20 protein-coding genes are annotated in these 18,399 nt (G+C 39.9%); 19 read left to right on the top strand and 1 reads right to left on the bottom strand.

The genetic code is table 11. From position 1 onward, the window contains the following. Window positions 1-15 precede the first annotated feature (15 nt). Together ACLKML_RS05855 and ACLKML_RS05860 are read left to right on the top strand one after the other, a co-directional pair. On the top strand, window positions 16-231 hold the full coding sequence (locus ACLKML_RS05855) for a ferredoxin family protein (protein WP_317718324.1): 216 nt from the start codon (window positions 16-18) through the stop codon (window positions 229-231). Between the two features lie 5 nt (window positions 232-236). Further along, the gene (locus tag ACLKML_RS05860) at window positions 237-2,000 is read left to right on the top strand and encodes an FAD-binding protein (protein ID WP_413282777.1); all 1,764 of its coding nucleotides are present in this window, start codon (window positions 237-239) and stop codon (window positions 1,998-2,000) included. A 70-nt stretch (window positions 2,001-2,070) separates the two neighbouring features. Here ACLKML_RS05860 and ACLKML_RS05865 read toward each other — a convergent pair whose 3' ends face one another. Next, complete coding sequence (locus ACLKML_RS05865) at window positions 2,071-3,141, bottom strand: methyltransferase (RefSeq protein ID WP_413282778.1); 1,071 nt, start codon at window positions 3,139-3,141, stop codon at window positions 2,071-2,073. 278 nt (window positions 3,142-3,419) lie between these two features. On the opposite strand from ACLKML_RS05865, the gene ACLKML_RS05870 reads away from it, so the two are divergent. From ACLKML_RS05870 to ACLKML_RS05950, 17 genes are all read left to right on the top strand, one after another. Beyond that, window positions 3,420-4,124 carry a beta-ketoacyl synthase chain length factor gene (locus ACLKML_RS05870; protein ID WP_413282779.1) on the top strand — a complete coding sequence of 235 codons (705 nt, stop codon included), beginning with the start codon at window positions 3,420-3,422 and terminating at the stop codon, window positions 4,122-4,124. 181 nt (window positions 4,125-4,305) lie between these two features. Continuing rightward, window positions 4,306-4,908 (top strand): lysophospholipid acyltransferase family protein, encoded by a 603-nt coding sequence (locus ACLKML_RS05875; protein ID WP_413282780.1) that lies wholly within the window; start codon window positions 4,306-4,308, stop codon window positions 4,906-4,908. Beyond that, window positions 4,889-5,176 carry a phosphopantetheine-binding protein gene (locus ACLKML_RS05880; RefSeq protein WP_413282781.1) on the top strand — a complete coding sequence of 96 codons (288 nt, stop codon included), beginning with the start codon at window positions 4,889-4,891 and terminating at the stop codon, window positions 5,174-5,176. Before ACLKML_RS05875 ends, ACLKML_RS05880 begins: the two co-directional genes overlap by 20 nt. Continuing rightward, window positions 5,169-5,423, top strand: a complete 255-nt coding sequence (locus tag ACLKML_RS05885) for an acyl carrier protein (RefSeq protein WP_413282782.1) — start codon at window positions 5,169-5,171, stop codon at window positions 5,421-5,423. The genes ACLKML_RS05880 and ACLKML_RS05885 overlap by 8 nt, the downstream gene beginning before the upstream one ends. A 138-nt stretch (window positions 5,424-5,561) precedes the next feature. Then, window positions 5,562-5,972, top strand: a complete 411-nt coding sequence (locus tag ACLKML_RS05890) for a hypothetical protein (RefSeq protein WP_413282783.1) — start codon at window positions 5,562-5,564, stop codon at window positions 5,970-5,972. Further along, entirely contained in the window at window positions 5,972-7,339 is a 1,368-nt protein-coding gene (locus tag ACLKML_RS05895; protein ID WP_413282784.1) for an AMP-binding protein, read from the top strand. The genes ACLKML_RS05890 and ACLKML_RS05895 overlap by 1 nt, the downstream gene beginning before the upstream one ends. 1 nt (window position 7,340) lies before the next feature. Further along, complete coding sequence (locus ACLKML_RS05900; RefSeq protein ID WP_413282785.1) at window positions 7,341-7,685, top strand: 3-hydroxyacyl-ACP dehydratase; 345 nt, start codon at window positions 7,341-7,343, stop codon at window positions 7,683-7,685. Beyond that, window positions 7,682-9,319 (top strand): glycosyltransferase family 2 protein, encoded by a 1,638-nt coding sequence (locus ACLKML_RS05905; RefSeq protein WP_413282786.1) that lies wholly within the window; start codon window positions 7,682-7,684, stop codon window positions 9,317-9,319. The genes ACLKML_RS05900 and ACLKML_RS05905 overlap by 4 nt, the downstream gene beginning before the upstream one ends. Continuing rightward, window positions 9,312-10,862: an HAL/PAL/TAL family ammonia-lyase gene (locus ACLKML_RS05910; RefSeq protein ID WP_413282787.1), complete on the top strand. Its 1,551-nt coding sequence runs from the start codon at window positions 9,312-9,314 to the stop codon at window positions 10,860-10,862. Before ACLKML_RS05905 ends, ACLKML_RS05910 begins: the two co-directional genes overlap by 8 nt. Further along, on the top strand, window positions 10,855-11,265 hold the full coding sequence (locus ACLKML_RS05915; RefSeq protein WP_413282788.1) for an acyl-CoA thioesterase: 411 nt from the start codon (window positions 10,855-10,857) through the stop codon (window positions 11,263-11,265). The genes ACLKML_RS05910 and ACLKML_RS05915 overlap by 8 nt, the downstream gene beginning before the upstream one ends. After that, entirely contained in the window at window positions 11,253-11,912 is a 660-nt protein-coding gene (locus tag ACLKML_RS05920) for a LolA family protein (protein ID WP_413282789.1), read from the top strand. The genes ACLKML_RS05915 and ACLKML_RS05920 overlap by 13 nt, the downstream gene beginning before the upstream one ends. Beyond that, window positions 11,912-14,167, top strand: a complete 2,256-nt coding sequence (locus ACLKML_RS05925; protein ID WP_413282790.1) for an MMPL family transporter — start codon at window positions 11,912-11,914, stop codon at window positions 14,165-14,167. Before ACLKML_RS05920 ends, ACLKML_RS05925 begins: the two co-directional genes overlap by 1 nt. After that, on the top strand, window positions 14,160-14,753 hold the full coding sequence (locus tag ACLKML_RS05930) for a DUF3261 domain-containing protein (protein ID WP_413282791.1): 594 nt from the start codon (window positions 14,160-14,162) through the stop codon (window positions 14,751-14,753). The genes ACLKML_RS05925 and ACLKML_RS05930 overlap by 8 nt, the downstream gene beginning before the upstream one ends. Beyond that, window positions 14,746-15,924 carry a beta-ketoacyl-ACP synthase gene (locus tag ACLKML_RS05935; RefSeq protein WP_413282792.1) on the top strand — a complete coding sequence of 393 codons (1,179 nt, stop codon included), beginning with the start codon at window positions 14,746-14,748 and terminating at the stop codon, window positions 15,922-15,924. The genes ACLKML_RS05930 and ACLKML_RS05935 overlap by 8 nt, the downstream gene beginning before the upstream one ends. A gap of 7 nt (window positions 15,925-15,931) precedes the next feature. Then, window positions 15,932-16,396, top strand: coding sequence for a 3-hydroxydecanoyl-ACP dehydratase (locus tag ACLKML_RS05940; RefSeq protein ID WP_413282793.1), 465 nt, complete (start codon window positions 15,932-15,934; stop codon window positions 16,394-16,396). 36 nt (window positions 16,397-16,432) lie between these two features. Then, window positions 16,433-17,158, top strand: a complete 726-nt coding sequence (gene fabG, locus ACLKML_RS05945; RefSeq protein ID WP_413282794.1) for a 3-oxoacyl-ACP reductase FabG — start codon at window positions 16,433-16,435, stop codon at window positions 17,156-17,158. Next, window positions 17,158-18,384, top strand: a complete 1,227-nt coding sequence (locus ACLKML_RS05950; protein WP_413282795.1) for a beta-ketoacyl-ACP synthase — start codon at window positions 17,158-17,160, stop codon at window positions 18,382-18,384. The genes fabG and ACLKML_RS05950 overlap by 1 nt, the downstream gene beginning before the upstream one ends. Window positions 18,385-18,399: the final 15 nt, after the last annotated feature.

The raw sequence follows: 18,399 nt of genomic DNA on the forward strand, positions 1-18,399 counted from the left end.
TTTAGAGGTAAACGTATGCCAATAAGTCAAATATCCGGTTGTATAGGCTGTAAAGCTTGTATTGAGAGTTGTCCGACCGATGTGATTCAGTTTGATGAAAAAAAACAGAAAGCGGTGATTACTTATCCAGAGGATTGTCAGATCTGCCATTTATGTCGGCTTTACTGCCCTGTTGGGGCGATAACCATTACGCCTGAAAAAACATTACCTGTTATGGTTTCTTGGAGGTAGTCATTATGAGTAAGAAAATAGATCTATCTAGACGTCAATTCATTGGTGTCGCGGGAGGAGTAATTGGTGCATCTATGTTCGCTTCTGCCGCTTTTGGTGCTGAAGCTCCAATAGAGAATAAGCCGAAAATTGATGCAGATGAATTCACTCAAGAGTCTCACGAGACCGATGTGCTGGTTATTGGATCAGGATTTGCTGGTTTGTTTGCTGCGGTAAAAGCGCATGATGCTGGTGCTAAAGTGACGATGGTGTCGAAAGGACGCTTAGGCAGTTCAGGATTGACGCCATTTGCTAAGGGTGTTTTTAGTTACGATAAAAACAATGCATCAATGAGCATCGATGAGTTCGTAGCAAAGGTATCAGAATCGGCTATCGGAACCAATAACCCAGTATTTACTCGTCAACTTGCAGAACATTCCTATGATCGAGTCGAAGAGCTCAAATCTTGGGGTTTTTTTGATTCGCCTTTGTGTAATAAATCTTTTATGCGTCCGATGGAACAACGTAATATTCCATTGCATGAGCGAGTAATGGTGACGCATTTAATGAAAGAAGATGGCCGTGTCGTCGGAGCGGCTGGTTTTAGTCTTAATGAAAATAAAGTTGTGTTTTTTAACGCCAAAACCGTTGTGCTTTGCACGGGCTCTGGCGGTTTCAAACCTAATGGTTTTCCAATGTGTGACGTAACTCATGACGGGACTATCATGGCCTATGATATTGGTGCGGTTGTGACCGGTAAAGAATGGAATGATGGGCATCCAGGCTCTGCAGTAAACTCAGGCTCTTGCTATGATAACTGGCATGGGCAAATCGAAGAAAAGCCATCGGTTAATGGCATCATGGTTAATCATCACCTTGGTGTCGACTTAAACTATAAAGCTTATACTCAAGGCGGACCTATCACCATGGGCCCTCCACCGGGTCCCGGTCAGAGTAAGGAGGGCAGTGAGAAAAACACATCGGGAGGACCTTATGTACCCGAAGCATTTAGGCAAACTGATATGCCACCAAAACCTGATCAAGACAAAGGTATATTTTCTCTCTTTAGTAGCAAAGGCCATTCAGGTCCTCCTGGTATGGGAGGAGAGCAGGTTGGTGGTTCAACTGCGGGAATGGCTATTCATAAATCAGAAGGTATTGTTCCAATTGATGAAACAGGCCTAAGTTCTATACCTGGCTTGTATGCAGCGGGTGATGCTTTAGGTTCATATATGTCGGGTGGCATTTATACTCAGATCGGTGGTTCAGCTGCGGGCTCTTGTGTTCAAGGCGCATTTGCTGGAGAAGCTGCAGCGAAAGCCAGTAAATTGGTAGCGATGATACAGGTTAACACGTCTACACAGGAACAGATTCAACAAGAGATATTAGCTCCATTGAAGCGAACTCATGGTTATAGTCCTGCGTGGGTTACTCAGGTTCTGCAAGGTGTCATGATCCCTAATTTTGTACTTTATATTAAGAAAGATCGCATGATGCAAGGTGCTTTAGCTTATGTGGAAGAGTTAAAAGAACACCATGCAGAAATGCTGCTAGCAGAAGATCGTCATCAGTTGCGCTTAGCGCATGAAACGAAAAATATGATCATTACTGCTGAGATGAAACTTAAGGCTTCCATGATGAGAACTGAGAGCCGATGCAGCCACTATCGTTTAGATTACCCAGAAGTAGACTATGAAAATTGGCAAGCTTGGATCAATATTCAGAAAGGCGATAACGGTGAAATGGTGTTTAGCAAACAACAATTTGATAAATGGCCAGAACTGGCTTAGTTGTTAGAAATTGTTAAGTGTCTTCGCTTCTTCTTTTTTCAATGTAAAAGAAGAAGCGTAGCTAAACTTATTAAGCTTTATTACAGTGTATTAAAGAATGCCCTAATCCGATGTTATCTTGAACAGAGAGTATTTTTAATCCTGCTAGTTCAATCAAAGGTAGGAAGTCGTAACTCATGTAGAATCGGCTATTGCCATTGGCCATTGCTGTAAAATACAAGCTTGTGCCATTTAAAGTATAACTGGCTGATTCGTATTGTTGACGGTCAGGGAATAGCTCTAAAATGTAGACATCAGAGTCATCATTCATCGCATCGACGACACGAGTTAATATACTCACTATCTCTGCTTGACTGAAACAATCTAGGAATTGACTCATCCAATATATATCGTGTTTTTGAGGCAGTTTGGTTTTGATATCCAGTAAGTTGCAAGGGTGGGTAGTGACGCGAGAAGAATACCCGTTGGATGCTACGTTCTTTTGGGCGACAGCTAATTGTTGTGGTAAGTCGACCATAGTTACTGTGATATCGGGGTTAAATTCACAACATTTGACAGTCCATTTACCAGTATTGGCGCCAATATCACAGATAGATTTACCTTGTCCGTTAAATACTGTATTTAAAATAGTAGGGAAGCTTCTATCAGAATAGTAATGGTCAAAATTAAACCAGCTTGCTTTCTCTTTGTCTGTTAGTTGAGATAAACCTTCATAAATTGTGGGCCATTCACCAAGAGATGTTAAACCTGCAGGTCGATTCTCAAGTATTGATTGTGTTAAATGTGCCATTCCTTGATAGCAAATATCAGACACAAAATCCATATTGACTTTGGTCATTTCGTCATGGTTGACAAAGTGGCCCAACTTTGTAATTTTGTAAATTTCGCCATTCCAAGTAACAAGACCAATCGATAATCCCATATCTAATAAGACCTTAATGCCATAACTGTCAATACTATTGAGTTGATCGGCCAATTGATCAATAGTAGCTCCTTGAGTCTTAAACTTGGAGAGCGTATCAAGGATACCAAGATCACGTAATGATTTAGATGCTTGAAAGGCGATAGGTGCGAAAGCAAGTCGTTGTGCTTCTTCTTTTGCTTGTACAGCAGAAAGATTGTCGTTTAAATAAAAGTCCATTTACGGCTAATTTGTCTTTAATAATAATTTATTAGCCTATGCAAAATCGAATATAAGTGCAAGCTAGAAATAAGTAAAATGTATGATGTTGCATATATGTATTCGGTTGTGTTTTTATTTTGTTATTTATTAATACTAGCGGGCTAATTTTTATGATTAAACGAGTATTTTGATGTTGATATGTCAAAATAGTGAAGTTAGGTGCATATTTGTCTTTACTCACTCAAATGCACTGTTATAGGATTGGCTCGTTTTTTTGAAAGGTATATAATTTTTATATGTATTTAAATATTGAGATTTGCATTACTGATGAGCTTTTTAGTAAATACTCAGTAAACGATAGAATTGTAGCCGGAAATTTGGCGAAAGGGGCCTTTAAATCGATTTTACGCAGAAGCAGTAATTTAACTAAGCAAGTATTGTCATTTTCTGATTTTATTTTTGCTACTGATCCAGGTTATCTGGTTTTTGCTACACAACATGGGGAGTTGCAGAGAACGTTGAAACTTCTCTATTCTGTCGCAGAACAGACGGAGTTGTCGCCAACCCAATTTGCACAGTCAGTACACAGTACGGCTCCAGGTCTTTTGACGATAGCGAATGAGAAACAAGTACCTTTTACAACTATTTGTGCGGGCGACGAAACATTCTGTATGGCAATGATAGAAGCTATCGCGCATTTACGTAATAATCATCAATCAGAAGTGTGCGTGATTTTTGCTGACGATAAAGTGCCGGATGACTTGATTGATGGTATTGACGATACTGATCAATATTCACTCGCTGTAAAACTTCGTTGTGATGGACCATATACTGTTGAAATTAGTAAAAATGAGGTTAAGGATGTAGCAGAACGCTTACAGAACAAAAGAAACGTAAGACAAATGTTAGAAAGTGTATCTACGTTGTCAGAATTTAACTTAATCTCATCATCATTGAACTTAAAATGGAAGCTAAGTAGTAATGATATCAAGACGTCTTAGGCAAATAGGATTTGGAATATCGTTTATAATATTCGGCCTGGGTGGGTTGATGTTGTCATATATCATCTTTCCTATTATCTTTTTGTGCTTTAGAGATAAATCTAAAAGGCAAGATATTTGCCAATTTTGGATCTCATATTGTTTCGAACTTTTTATCAGGATGTTATCTGGACTTCAAATCGTGCCGGTTAAGATTGTTGATAAATATCAATTGAATATAAATCAAGGGGTAGTGGTTGTTGCTAATCATCCAACTCTAATTGATGTTGTTATCATTATTTCCCAGTTACGCCAGTGTGACTGTATTGTTAAATCGGAGTTGTGGCGTAATCCCTTTATTCGTCATGTTATTCAGATGGCCGGATATATACCTAATGAGTCACCGAAAATATTAGATATTTGTCAGGAAAAGTTATCGTCGGGGAGAAAGTTATTAGTTTTTCCTGAAGGTACTCGAACTCAACCAGGTAAAAAAATCAAGTGTCAACGAGGTGCTGCTCAATTGGCTATTCGTTGTAAAGCAGATATTCAACGAATTCTGATAACAAGTAATCCACCTATTCTATATAAGGGTGTGCCATGGTACAGCGTGCCGAAGCGTAAACCTATTATTGAAGTTAAAATTATGGCTTGTGAATCTGTGTCCTCTTTAATTGAAGGATCTCGGTCTACACCTATTGCTGCAAGAAAATTGACAACTTATCTTGAATCAGCGCTTGAGCCAAGTAATGTTTTTGAACCATTAAATATTGAGGAATTTTCAGTTGGAACCTTTAGAAATTAAAATTAAACAATTAATTATTAATGCATTAAATCTTGAAGACTTTTCTGTAGCAGATATTGATTCTGATGAACCATTATTTGGTGACGAAGGAGGCCTTAACCTTGATTCAATAGATGCTCTAGAGCTTGGTCTTGCGATTAAGCAGGAGTTTGGTGTAGTGATTAATGGTGATGACCCTCAGGCTCGCGAGTACTTCCATTCGGTAAACACATTAAGTCGCTTGATTGAGCAACAGAATGTGGCAACGGGGGAACTAAATCATGAATGAGTCACAAGTATTTGAAATTATTAAAGAAGCAATGGTAGAGCTTTTTGAGCTGAACCCAAATGATATAACAATGAATGCACATATTGTAGATGATCTTGAACTGGACAGTATTGATGCTGTTGATCTGATTGTGTACTTGCAACGTCAAACGAACATAAAAATTAAACCAGAGGAATTTAAATCTGTGCGTCATGTGAAGGATGTAGTCAACGTAGTCTTACGTTTAGTTGAAACAACGGAAGTCTAATTTTTGTTTCGTATTATAAAACTGTTAGTAGTCATTTTTTCTGTTTGCTACCCTTTTTTTGTCTACTGGGGTTTAAGTTCGGGGAATTTGTTTGGTGTTGGTTTGTTAATGGTGACCTTATTTTTATTTAGGTTAGCAATGCAACTATATAAAAAATCAGCAGGTTTTAGTGAGGTACTTGTAACAATTATTGGTGTTGGAGCTATAGTTGTTGCGATGGTTTATCAAGATGTACGCGGGTTTTTGTATTATCCGGTATTAGTTAACATCACTTTGCTATTAACTTTTGTCTTATCTCTTTTTTATGGACAACCGATAATTACTCGTATGGCTCAATTGACCACGGAACTAGACGATGATGGACTACATTATACTCGTCAACTTACTGTCGTATGGGCAGTGTTTTTTGTGATTAATGGTATTGCTGCGTTGATTACTACTCAGCTAAGTCTCCACATTTGGACTGTTTACAATGGCGTAATTAGCTACATTATGATTGGTTTGCTCGCAGGAAGTGAGTGGTTATACAGAAAAAGGAAACTGGGTTAGTGAACGTTATTTCAACTCTTCATCAGCTTTTATTATCAGATCAAGATGAATTAGTCATTGCTTATGATAATAATGGAGTAAAAACCATTGCCGATCTGAAACAAGAAGTTGCGTTTATTTACCATCAGCGTGCTTTAGCTAGTGAGCCACGTTGGGTTATTTCGTGTAGTGATCCATGGTTTCATTTGGTTGCTCTACTAACTGCTCAGCAATTAGGTAAGACAGTGGTTTTTCCACATAATCAAGCACCTGCAACGCTTGTTCATTATCGCGACAATGCCGCACTTATTTCTGATGATGCGGATATCTCTCCTGAAATACTGATTGAAACGCCACTTTTAGGTGACTTGATGGTATCGAGTGAGCTCAACCAGTTAATTATGTCGTTTAAACCGACCGAGATCGATGCACTTAATTGTAAAATTGAACTGTTTACCTCAGGGTCTACCGCTGAACCTAAGTTAATTGTTAAGTCGTTAGCCGTTTTTGAGCGTGAAGCCCGTATGTTGCAACAACAATTTGAATCGATGGATTCGATTCGAAATATTATCGGGAGTGTTGCGCATTTTCATATTTATGGCTTTTTATTTCGCATCGTTTGGCCTGCAATGTTTGGTCGATGTTTTGATCGTCGTCTGGCTGTGGATATCGATTTTATCGCGGAGATTGATGCACAAGATACGGCCTTGATTGCAAGTCCTGTGATGTTAGAACATTTAGCAACGTACGGACAATCGTTAAGATTAGGCCAAGTCTTTAGTTCTGGTGGTCCCCTCAATTTCGACACCGCTAATGTTATTAAACAATTATTAGGGCAATACGCTGTAGAAGTGTTTGGTAGTTCAGAAACTGGAGGGATTGCGTGGCGACGCCAACAGCAACCCGATAGCGCGTGGCAGCTTTTCGATGGTGTGAGTTATCGTGCGGTTAACGATCAGTTAGTCATTACTTCTTTATTTATCGATGAGATAGGCGAGTACTACACAGATGATTTGATTAAACCGTTGGATGAGCGGCATTTTCAGCTGCTAGGGCGTAGGGATAGGGTGGTCAAATTAGCAGAGAAACGAATTTCTCTAACTGCAATTGAACATGCACTCATTGATTTAGATGAAATAGAAACCGCGATAGCAGTGGTGACTGACAACAGTACACGTAAAGTGATTAATTTAGCACTGACATTATCTGATGCAGGACAGAAAAATAGTCAATTATCGGAGACTGACTGGTGGAAGAAAGTTCGACGACATCTTGCGAAAGGGACGGAGTCTGTAGCTTTACCCAGAAAGGTTCGTATTTTAACGGCTATTCCTCGTAATTCACAAGGAAAGGTTGATATGCATCAGCTTCAGGAGTTATTTCGTTAATATGGTTAGGCAATTACCCCGCATACAAGATGTGCAGATCTCTAATAATAAGGTTGTTTTAACTCTGTTTGTCCAATCAGAGCTTGAGTATTTCAAAGGACATTTTGAGCATTTTCCAATTTTGCCCGGAGTAGTTCAACTTGATTGGGCGCTGCATTTCGCGTCAATGTATTTCAATTCTCGTTTTGAACTGGCAGGGATGGAATTAGTAAAGTATCAACAGCCTATAACACCAGAAAGTGAAGTGAAACTGGAAATCGAGTGGTTGCAAGACATTAATAAGCTGCAATTTAAATATCTTGATCTCCACAATATCTATTCTCAAGGTAAGGTGAAATTGCGATGAAATGCGCTATTTTGATCCCTTGTTATAATCACGGTTCGGCTCTGGTTGATGTGATTGATTTTCTGCAATCTATTCAGTTACCGATATTGATCGTTAATGATGGCAGTGACAAAATTACCAGCGATACAATTGACCAGCTAGAGCATAGATATGCAGCGGTAAGTCAATTACATCTCACCGTTAATTCCGGCAAAGGCGGAGCGGTAATAGCTGGGTTAAAACTACTTTACAAACAAGGTTATTCTCATGCCTTACAAGTAGATGCTGACGGTCAGCATGATTTGACGGCAATTCCCAAATTACTTAGTGCAGCGCGTCAAACACCACATAAACTTGTTTCTGGTGAACCAGTATATAGTGACTCTGTACCTAAAGCTCGACTTTATGGTCGATATGCAACTCATGTTTCTGTATGGGTTGAAACGCTTTCTCTACAAATAAAAGACTCAATGATCGGGTTTCGTGTTTACCCAGTAACTAAATGTTGTGAGTTGTTTTCCCAATATCAATTAGGGACACGCATGGATTTTGATATTGAAGTTTTAGTGCGCTTGTATTGGAAAGGAGTAGAGGTTGAGTATATTCCGGTACAAGTTACGTATCCGGAAGATGGCCTCAGTCATTTCTCTGGTGTGAAGGATAATCTTCGTATTAGCTGGTTACATACTCGATTAATCATAGGGATGCTACCTCGACTTCCTTATTTGCTTAAGCGTAATTGGAATCGCCATATTCATTGGTCAACTCGTAAAGAGAATGGATCGGTGTTTGGTATGAAATTGCTTTTATGGAGCTACAAGTTTTTCGGCCGTTCTCTATTTCGGTGGTTGTTATATCCAGTCATTTTGTACTATTACCTTGTTGATCATAAATCTAGAAAGGCGTCGAAACAGTTCCAATCGGCCGTTGCAGAAGTGAATCAACAACCAGCTAAAAGTAGTTATCGTCACTTGTATTGCTTCGCTGAATCAATGCTCGATAAACTTGCGGCATGGATGGGGGAGTATTCAATAGACCAAGTTTCTATTAATGATCCACAATTACTCCAAGAGGCAACAGAACAAAAACGTGGTTGCTTAATTATTGGCAGTCATCTTGGTAACCTTGAAGCCTGCAGAGCGTTGAGTAAACGTTTTACCGGACTAAAAATGAACGCGATTGTTTTCACTAAGCATGCTGAAAAATTTAATCAAGTTATGCAGTCAGTTAATAATGATAGTGCACTTAATCTTATTCAAGTGACGGAACTGGGGCCAGATACCGCTATTATACTAGAGCAAAAATTAGCCGCTGGAGAATGGGTAGTTATTGTTGGTGATAGAACACCTGTATCTCAGAATCAGAGAGTTGCTTGGAGTGAATTTTTGGGGGAGAAAGCCCCATTTCCTCTCGGACCATTTATCCTCGCTTCTATATTGAAGCATCCTACTTATGTCATGTTTGGTTTTTGTGAAAAAAATAGAATTGACGTGTATTTAGAAGCTCTACCTCTTAAAACGTTAAACCGAAAACAGCGAGAAGCAGATTTGCAACACAATGTTGCATTATATGTGTCGCGTCTTGAATATTATGCACTTCGTCATCCATTGCATTGGTTTAACTTTTACGACTTTTGGAAATTAGATAATGACTAGTTTAAAAACAATTATATTTGGACAGAAACCGATCACGATTGAAGATATTAGTGCTATTGCTCACTATAAAGCTAAAGCAAGTCTAAATGATGATCTTGCTTATGTTGATTTGATCGATAATTCCGTTGCTTTTCTAGAACGTTTACTCAAAGAAGATGGCGATATTTATGGAGTGACAACAGGGTATGGCGATAGTTGTACTGTAAAAATTCCTAGCCATCTGGTTGAAGCGTTACCGCTTCAACTGACGCGTTTTCATGGTTGTGGTTTGGGCCAATATTTTTCGCATCAAGAATCTCGAGCGATTGTGGCAGCACGTCTTGCTTCTTTATCTATTGGTAAGTCAGGCGTCTCAAGTGAGCTGCTTACTGGTTTAATTCATCTACTCGAATACGATATTATGCCGCAAATCCCTGAAGAAGGTTCTGTAGGGGCATCTGGTGATCTTACACCACTTTCTTACGTTGCTGCTGCATTGATTGGTGAGCGAGAAGTGAGCTATCAAGGTCAACGAATGATCGCAAAGCAAGCATTAGAAATGACAGGGCTACAACCAATCACTTTACGCCCTAAAGAAGGTTTAGCTCTAATGAACGGAACAGCGGTTATGACGGCTGTAGCCTGTTTAAATTGGCAACGCGCCAATTATCTAGCTGAACTTGCGACGCGCATTACTGCCATGGTAACCCTGGCAATGAAAGGTAACGCGTTTCATTATGATGAAAGACTGCATGCAGTTAAACCACATCAAGGCCAAGTGAGATGTGCACGTCGTTTGCGTAACGATCTTGCCACAGAATGTCCTCCTCGTAATTCTGATCGGTTACAAGACAGGTACTCGTTGCGTTGTGCTCCGCATGTTATTGGTGTTTTAGAAGATACACTTACGTGGACGCGACAGCTTATTGAAACTGAACTTAATTCGGCTAATGATAACCCTATTATAGATGGTGAAGCAGAATTGGTGCTCCATGGTGGACATTTTTATGGTGGACACATTGCGATGGCGATGGACACGTTGAAGACCGCAGTTGCTAACGTGGCTGATCTTTTAGATCGTCAACTAGCCCAGTTATGCGATTATAAGTTTAACAACGGATTACCTTATAATTTAACGGGTGCAAGTGAAGATATTCTACCGATTAACCATGGCTTTAAGGCGGTGCAAATTGGAGTTTCATCATGGACGGCCGAAGCGCTTAAAAATACTATGCCAGCATCGGTTTTTTCTAGATCAACGGAAAGCCACAATCAGGACAAGGTTAGTATGGGTACGATTGCATCACGAGATTGTCGTCGTGTGATAGAACTCACCGAGCAAGTAACGGCCGCCTGCTTGTTTGCCAGTGTTCAGGGCGTGGAAATTCGTCTTAATACAGGTCAATTAGAGCGTGCATCGATGAGTGAGAGCGTGTTAAAAACGATGGAAGAAATACGTGAAGTGTCACCATTTTTACGTGAAGATCGGCCACTTGAACGAGAATTGCGCCAGTGTGTTGATATGATTGGTCAACGTCAGTTTACAGGATATATTGATGATTAGTGCGAATGCGTTTGTTACCGTTGCTTTTCAGGATTGCGACCCAATGCAGGTTGTTTGGCATGGTAATTATTATCGTTATTTAGAAGAGGCACGTCGTGCCTTACTGGATAAGTTGAAATTTCCTTACCAAGAGATGGCAGAGCAAGGTTTAGCCTTTCCTGTAGTGGATACAAGAATGAAGTTTGTTTCTCCTGCTCAACATGCTAATAGACTTGAAATATCAGTGACATTAACAGAATGGGAAAATCGACTGAAAATGGATTTCATTGTGTTTAATCATTCAACAAATAAAATTTGTGTTAAAGCACATACTATACAATGTGCAGTTGACCTCCACACTAATGATATGCTGTTTGCATCACCACAATGCCTATTGGATAAGGTTGCAGCATGGGCCGATTAATTCTCGTATTTGCGTTGATTTTTTCCACTAGTAACCATATAGCTCTTTCTGCTGAAGCTGAATTACCAGTAGGACCGTTGGCGGAAGTGGTTAACTTGATGAGCCAAAATAAAGTTCAAGCTGGTCAGTTTACTCAAGAGCGAACAATTTCCGGTTTGAGTCAAGTTTTAACATCATCAGGGCAATATTATATCCAAGCTGATATGGGGATTGTTTGGCAACAAATACTTCCGTTCGAAGATTTATTGGTGGTTAAAGAGAATAAACTTTACAGTCAAGTCGGTATGGAATTGGTTGCTCAAGAGGTGCCGTCCAATGTAGTGGCATTAATGACAGATATTTTTTCTGGTTTGATGACTGGTGACCCGTCAACATTACAACGTCAGTTTGAATTAAATGTTGTAAAAGAACAGGCTGGTATCAATCCAACTCATGATTGGTCTGTGGTTTTGAGGCCTAAATTTTCTCCACTTGATTCTATTTTTGATCATATTGATCTCGTTGGGAAAGGTTCATCTCTTAAGCAGATAGGATTGATCGAACTATCAGGAGACAGTACTAAAATTGAATTGACATCTTCGAGTGAAAATCAATCGTCGACAATTAAGCATTGGTTAGATCTATCTTGGTCAGGGAGTCAAGACTAATGTTTGAAACCACGCTTCGTCGAAGCTGGGTGATTTTGTTACTGTTGTCCTGTGCTTTTATATCTACAAAATTGATAAATGGAAATAGTATTCAAACCAGTCTATTTGCCATGTTTCCTTCAAATACTCAAACAGAAGCATTGGATATTGCATTGAAGTACGCATCAGGCGTTTTTGAGCACGACTTAGTAGTGGTGGTTGAAAGTGAATCAAATAGTGCTGCGATTGATGTAGCAAAGAAATTAGTGTTAAAAATAAGTAGGTTACCTCACATTAGTTTTATAGATAGCCAGCAGCGATTAGCATTTGTGTCTGAATTGTTCCAACATAGACAGCAGCTTTTAACTGAGCAAGATCGTTTATCAATCGATAATGGTGATACGGCACAGTTGACCCAATCTTCGTTGCGGCGTTTATACTCTCCTGCTGGTTTGAATGGAAAAAGTTTCATTAACGATCCTTGGCAAACTTTTGAACATTATGTGTTGAGCTTAATTGGTAGCAACAATTTTCAATATCAAGATGGTTTGTTAGTAGCGAATCAAAACGGCCGTACTCAAATTTTACTACAACTCTATTTGACTGAAAGTGCTTTTAATAGCAACACAATTGAAGGTATTGACCAATTAAATGAGGTACTAAAACAGTTTGAAGTCGAAGAACAGATTCAGCTCTATCGTACGGGTGCTGGATTTTATTCGGCCGATGCGATGCAGTTAGCAAAAAATGAAGTGTCAATAATTGGCGGCGGGGCTTTGTCGTTAATTGTTGTGATCGTTTTGTGGCTTTTTGCCCACCCTAAGCCTTTGTTAATGACAATATTTTCATTATGTAGTGGAGTGTTGTTTGGACTTGCGGCAACTCTTTTCTGGTTTGGTGAAGTACATGTTTTAGCGCTGGTAATGGGCAGTAGTTTGATAGGTTTGTCATTTGATTATGCGTTCCATTATTTGAGTTATCGTTTGTGTACTACTGGTGATCTTAATGAGCGGGCCATTTCTGCTCACTTACGTCCAGCATTGATGATGGGAATGCTTAGTTCCGTGCTCGCTTATAGCTGTTTGTTTTTGGCTAATTTACCCATACTTAATCAAATGGCATTATTTTCAGTTTTTGGATTAATAGGGGCTCTTGCGACAGTGCTGCTTTGCTATCCGAGTATGAATATTGCACCGAATACCAATCGTACCTTGGTTGTTGCTGATTTCTTGAGTGAATTTATTCGCCGATGGTTTAAGCCTCAAGTTATGTTCTGGGTAGTGTCCACTTATTTATTGGTTGTGATTTTAGCGATATTAGTTGGTCATACTGACGATGATGTACGTATTTTACAATCTCCTGATGCACAACTTGTTCAACAAGAGAACTATATTAAGCAATTGCTTGATAATAACGGTGGCTCAGATTGGGTGATTACATTAGGTGAGAGTGCTGAGCAGGTTGCAGTGCGAGAAGAAGCTTTGACTGAACAACTAGATAAATTAGTTATTCAACACCAACTTAATAATTACACTGCTTCCACTCGCTGGGTTCCATCGCAACGTAAGCAAAAGCAGAATTGGCACTCATATCAAAGGTTAATGGATCAAGAAAGTAAACGGATTGCGAATGCTGCAGGTATGGAAGGATTACCCGTAAGTTTACCATTTGAATCATTTGATTCTTTAGGTTCTTATCAAGGTATTCCGCAGTTAACAGGACAGCTAAAGGATGGTCGTCACTTTGCATTGTTGCTTCTAAACGGTTGGGATGGTGATTGGGATACAAGTTTGCTTGGAGAGTATCAATATTATTTGAACTACGTTGATGATATTGGTGGAATGCTCGGAGGTTACCGTCAACATGTTACTAAATTGTTGTTTTTGGCGATTGGTTCGGTGATTATTCTTATGGCTGTGTATTTCGGGTGGAGGAATATGTTGCGATTGATGACAGCACCTATACTTGCTGTATTAATCGCCGCCGCGCTGCCTGCTGCCCTAGGTTTACCAATTACTCTATTTCATGTTCTAGGTTTGTTTCTAATCTTTGGTATTGGAATTGATTATAGTGTGTTTCTTCTTTGTCATGGGCAGGCGCGACATACTATCTTAGCCGTATTCGTGGCGGGTATTAGTTCATTGTTGTCTTTCGGTTTAATGGCGTTGTCTACTAATTATGCGATTGCTAGTTTCGGGATGACCGTCGGTATTGGTGTTTTATCTAGTTGGTTGTTTGCGCCAATGATATTACTTAGTGGGAAAATAGATGAGTAGAGTGTTGATTATCCGTTGGTTTTTTATCATTGTTTCTCTTGGTTTAGTTGGTTGTGTTAGTGTTTCTCCGAAGGTAGAGGTAGGTCCGGTTTCTTCTACTGTGCATTTACTCCAACCTAGCTCTTATGGCGGCAAACTTGTAGCTCAGCAATTGATGAGCGTGGAGTATCAACAACAACAGCATCGGTTGCGCATGATTTTGGACATCACTCCTCAAAAGGTGACTCTAGTTGGACTGACCAGTTTATCTGTACCCGTATTTAGAGTGTCATGGGACGGAGTACAGCTGCAGAGCCAATCTAATATACCGAATGATGCTGGGATTATTAATGCTCAGCAAGTTATGGAAGATATCATGTTAGCTTTGTGGCCTAAATCTTCGTTACAACCATTACTTTCTCAGAAAGGTTGGATCTTACATGTAGAGGAACAGAACCGATATTTTACTGACGTTAATCAATCTATTATGATGACAATTACTTATACCAATCATCGCCAGGCTAATGGTGAAATTCGTGTCCATTATGAGGATGTTGATATGGGTTATCGATTAAAAACGTTGCAATGGGATACAGCTGATGAGTAAAAAAATATATATTGAAGATATCGCTGTAAGTTGCACGTTAGGTAATAGCAGTGCTGAAATCTTGGAAAATCTCCGTTTAGGGAAATCTCCAGGTATGGGGCGTTGGCAGCAGACGTTGTTTTCAGGGCGTGATGCTTATGTTGGATGTCTAACACATTCCTTAGAGAACATAGATGATCTAGGCATTCCAGATAATCGCAATAATCGTTTAGCAAAATTTTTATGCCAGCAGTTGTCTTCAAGTCTTGCTCGATTGCATCAACGATATCGACCGGAACGAATTGGTGTTGTGATAGGTTCGAGTACGTCGGGCATAGAGACAACGGAAAAACATATTGCTTATAAAGTAGCTCATGGTGACTTTGCTGATGATTATAGTTATCAGCATCAAGATATGGGTAATGTTGCTCAAATTGTGGCAAAGGTCGCCAATGCTCAAGGCGTCGCATATACAGTGTCGACAGCGTGTACTTCGTCATCTCGAGCTTTAATGAGTGCCTCAAAACTTATCAAAGCAGGTATTTGTGATGCTGTAATTTGTGGTGGAGTGGATACGCTTTGTAATTTAACGATTAATGGGTTCGATTCTCTTGAGCAAGTGTCGGATCAGCCTTGTCGACCTTTTGATCTACATCGTAATGGAATTAACGTTGCTGAAGGTGGTGCGTTAATGTTAGTAACTGGACAAGCTAGTGATACAGAGCTTGTTGGTTATGGAGAATCTTCTGACGCTTATCATTTGTCCAGTCCAATGCCGTGTGGTTCAGGGGCGCATAAAGCGATGCAAAGCGCTCTAGCTATGTCGGATATTGAGATAGAAAAAATTGATTATATTAATGCGCATGGAACCTCTACTCAGCAAAACGATGCAATGGAAAGCCAAGCTATTTCGAATCTTTTTTCGTCGGCAGTAGCGGTCAGTTCGACAAAAGCATTGACGGGACATTGTCTAGGAGCATCTGGTGCGATAGAAGCTGCGATTTGTTGTCTATTATTGCGCGATCCAACGCAACCATTACCTCGACAATGGCCAGAATCGCGAACAAATGATCCTGCATTGGCACCTATCCAGCTTGTTGTAACAGAAAAAATAACTAGGCCAGAAGTGATCATGTCAAATTCTTTCGCGTTTGGTGGTAATAACGCTGTACTGATTTTTAAGAAGAACTAATATCTGAATGAAACAAATTTATCCTGAGATAGAGACATTATTACCTCACCGTCAACCGATGATTCTACTTAATCGTGTCATAACGCATGACGCTAGTTTTATTGTGTGTGAACTTGATGTAACGCCTGAAAGTTTCTTATTCGAGTCAGAAATAAACGGTGTTCCAGCACAAGTTGGTTTGGAATATATGGCGCAAACCATTGCTACTCTAGGTGGGTTGGAAGCGGCTAATGTCGGTGAAAAACCGCCGATTGGTTTTTTACTTGGTACACGACGGTATCAACATATAGGTGGGTGTTTTGCCAATGGGCAGACTTATCAAATTCAAGCCAAAGAGTTAGTGAGGGATGACAATATGGCGGTTTATCAATGTGAAATAATTGGGGAAGATCAATCGATTATTGCGCTTGGTCAAGTAAACACAGTGATTGCTTCCGATACTATGTTAAAAGCGATGACAAATAATGATTAGCATTAAGTTGAATAAATTAACACTAAGTCGAAAAATATGAGAAATGTATTGGTAACAGGTGCAAGTAAAGGAATTGGTCGTGCTATTGCTGTACGTCTAGCAGAAGATGATTATGTTGTGACGATTCACTACGGGCAAGATAAAGCTGGCGCCGAAGCCACAGCACAACAAATTTCAAAAAATAACGGGCATTGTAGAATTGTCCAGTTTGATATTCGTGATCAAGCCCAATGTAAGGCTGTGATTGAAGAACAAATTGAACAACATGGTGGTTACTATGGAGTCGTGAATAATGCTGGAGTGACCAACGATAGTGCATTTCCTTCCATGACAAATGAAGACTGGCAAGGCGTAGTACACACTAACTTAGATGCCTTTTATAATGTTATTCATCCATTGATCATGCCAATGATCGCTCTTAAAAAAGGACGTGTTATCACTTTATCATCAGTCAGTGGCCAAATAGGTAATCGTGGACAGGTTAATTATTCAGCAGCTAAAGCTGGAATTATTGGGGCGACGAAGGCACTTGCATTAGAGTTGAGTAACAAGCGCCGTCAAATTACAGCAAACTGTATTGCTCCTGGTTTGATCGATACTGGAATGGTTGAACCCCACGTGCTTGAACGAGTAATGCCGCAAATACCAGTTCAACGAATGGGTTTGCCGGAAGAAGTTGCTGATTTAGCCGCCTTTTTAATGTCAGACAAAGCGAGCTATATAAACCGTCAAGTTATTGGTATTAATGGAGGTTTGTACTAATGAGCAATCGAGTTGTAGTAACAGGAATGGCTGGTATAACGTCTTTGGGTGAAAACCTAGAGAGTGTGTGGCAGCAACTGCACAAGTTTAATAATGGTGTGGTCACAATGGATGAGTGGGATAAATATGATGGCCTTCAAACTCGTTTAGCTGCTCCTATTCAGAATTTTGAACTGCCAAAGTACTATACACGAAAGCGTATCCGTTCTATGGGGCGAGTTTCCCTGTTGTCCACGCGAGCAACAGAAATAGCACTTGAGCAAACAGGCTTGTTAGATGACCGTTCATTAACCGATGGTTCGGCAGGTATTGCCTACGGTTCTTCAACTGGAAGCACTGGGCCAGTATCAGCTTTTGCGACTATGTTGTTAGATCATAGTACGCGAAATATTAATGCCAATACATACGTAGCCATGATGCCACATACAACAGCAGTTAATACGGGATTATTTTTTGGCTTGCGTGGGCGCGTTATTCCGACGTCATCGGCATGTACTTCTGGCTCCCAAGCTATTGGCTATTCGTATGAAGCGATTAAATACGGTATGCAAAAAATAATGGTTGCTGGTGGGGCTGAAGAACTTTGTCCGACAGAAGCGGCAGTATTTGATACACTTTTTGCTACTAGTCAATTTAATGATAAGCCTCATTTAAGTCCAAGACCATATGATTGTGATCGTGATGGTTTAGTTATTGGTGAAGGTGCAGGGACGCTCATTCTAGAGGATCACGACCATGCACTAGCTCGAGGTGTAAAACCGGTAGCTGAAATGGTTGGTTTTGCCACAAACTGCGATGCAGCCCATGTTACTCAACCTCGTATCGAAACGATGCAACGCTGTATGGAATTAGCGTTGAAAGAGGCGAATTTACGTCCAGAACAGATAGGTTATGTTAATGGTCATGGAACAGCTACTGAACTAGGTGATATCGCAGAAACCCAAGCGACTTATAATGTCTTTGGTAGTCGTATGCCTATCTCTAGTTTGAAAAGTTATTTTGGTCATACCTTGGGTGCATGTGGTGGGATTGAAGCGTGGTTGACTATCAATATGATGAATCAAGAGTGGTTTGCGCCAACTTTAAATTTAGAAAATATTGACGACCGTTGTGGCGATCTTGACTATATCCATTCTGAAGGACGACCGCTGTCTTGTGAGTATGTCATGACCAATAATTTTGCATTTGGTGGGATCAATACTTCAATGATTTTCAAACGATATTAGTTGTCTAGTGTTGGA

The sequence above is a fragment of the Vibrio sp. MA40-2 genome (assembly GCF_047302445.1).
Classification (GTDB): Bacteria; Pseudomonadota; Gammaproteobacteria; order Enterobacterales; family Vibrionaceae; genus Vibrio.

Coding starts and splice junctions, on each gene's coding strand:
- ACLKML_RS05855 (WP_317718324.1), top strand. CDS start 16: ATGCCAATAAGTCAAATATCCGGTTGTATAGGCTGTAAAGCTTGTATT.
- ACLKML_RS05860 (WP_413282777.1), top strand. CDS start 237: ATGAGTAAGAAAATAGATCTATCTAGACGTCAATTCATTGGTGTCGCG.
- ACLKML_RS05865 (WP_413282778.1), bottom strand. CDS start 3,141: ATGGACTTTTATTTAAACGACAATCTTTCTGCTGTACAAGCAAAAGAA.
- ACLKML_RS05870 (WP_413282779.1), top strand. CDS start 3,420: ATGTATTTAAATATTGAGATTTGCATTACTGATGAGCTTTTTAGTAAA.
- ACLKML_RS05885 (WP_413282782.1), top strand. CDS start 5,169: ATGAATGAGTCACAAGTATTTGAAATTATTAAAGAAGCAATGGTAGAG.
- ACLKML_RS05890 (WP_413282783.1), top strand. CDS start 5,562: ATGCAACTATATAAAAAATCAGCAGGTTTTAGTGAGGTACTTGTAACA.
- ACLKML_RS05900 (WP_413282785.1), top strand. CDS start 7,341: ATGGTTAGGCAATTACCCCGCATACAAGATGTGCAGATCTCTAATAAT.
- ACLKML_RS05905 (WP_413282786.1), top strand. CDS start 7,682: ATGAAATGCGCTATTTTGATCCCTTGTTATAATCACGGTTCGGCTCTG.
- ACLKML_RS05910 (WP_413282787.1), top strand. CDS start 9,312: ATGACTAGTTTAAAAACAATTATATTTGGACAGAAACCGATCACGATT.
- ACLKML_RS05915 (WP_413282788.1), top strand. CDS start 10,855: ATGATTAGTGCGAATGCGTTTGTTACCGTTGCTTTTCAGGATTGCGAC.
- ACLKML_RS05920 (WP_413282789.1), top strand. CDS start 11,253: ATGGGCCGATTAATTCTCGTATTTGCGTTGATTTTTTCCACTAGTAAC.
- ACLKML_RS05925 (WP_413282790.1), top strand. CDS start 11,912: ATGTTTGAAACCACGCTTCGTCGAAGCTGGGTGATTTTGTTACTGTTG.
- ACLKML_RS05930 (WP_413282791.1), top strand. CDS start 14,160: ATGAGTAGAGTGTTGATTATCCGTTGGTTTTTTATCATTGTTTCTCTT.
- ACLKML_RS05935 (WP_413282792.1), top strand. CDS start 14,746: ATGAGTAAAAAAATATATATTGAAGATATCGCTGTAAGTTGCACGTTA.
- ACLKML_RS05940 (WP_413282793.1), top strand. CDS start 15,932: ATGAAACAAATTTATCCTGAGATAGAGACATTATTACCTCACCGTCAA.
- fabG (WP_413282794.1), top strand. CDS start 16,433: ATGAGAAATGTATTGGTAACAGGTGCAAGTAAAGGAATTGGTCGTGCT.
- ACLKML_RS05950 (WP_413282795.1), top strand. CDS start 17,158: ATGAGCAATCGAGTTGTAGTAACAGGAATGGCTGGTATAACGTCTTTG.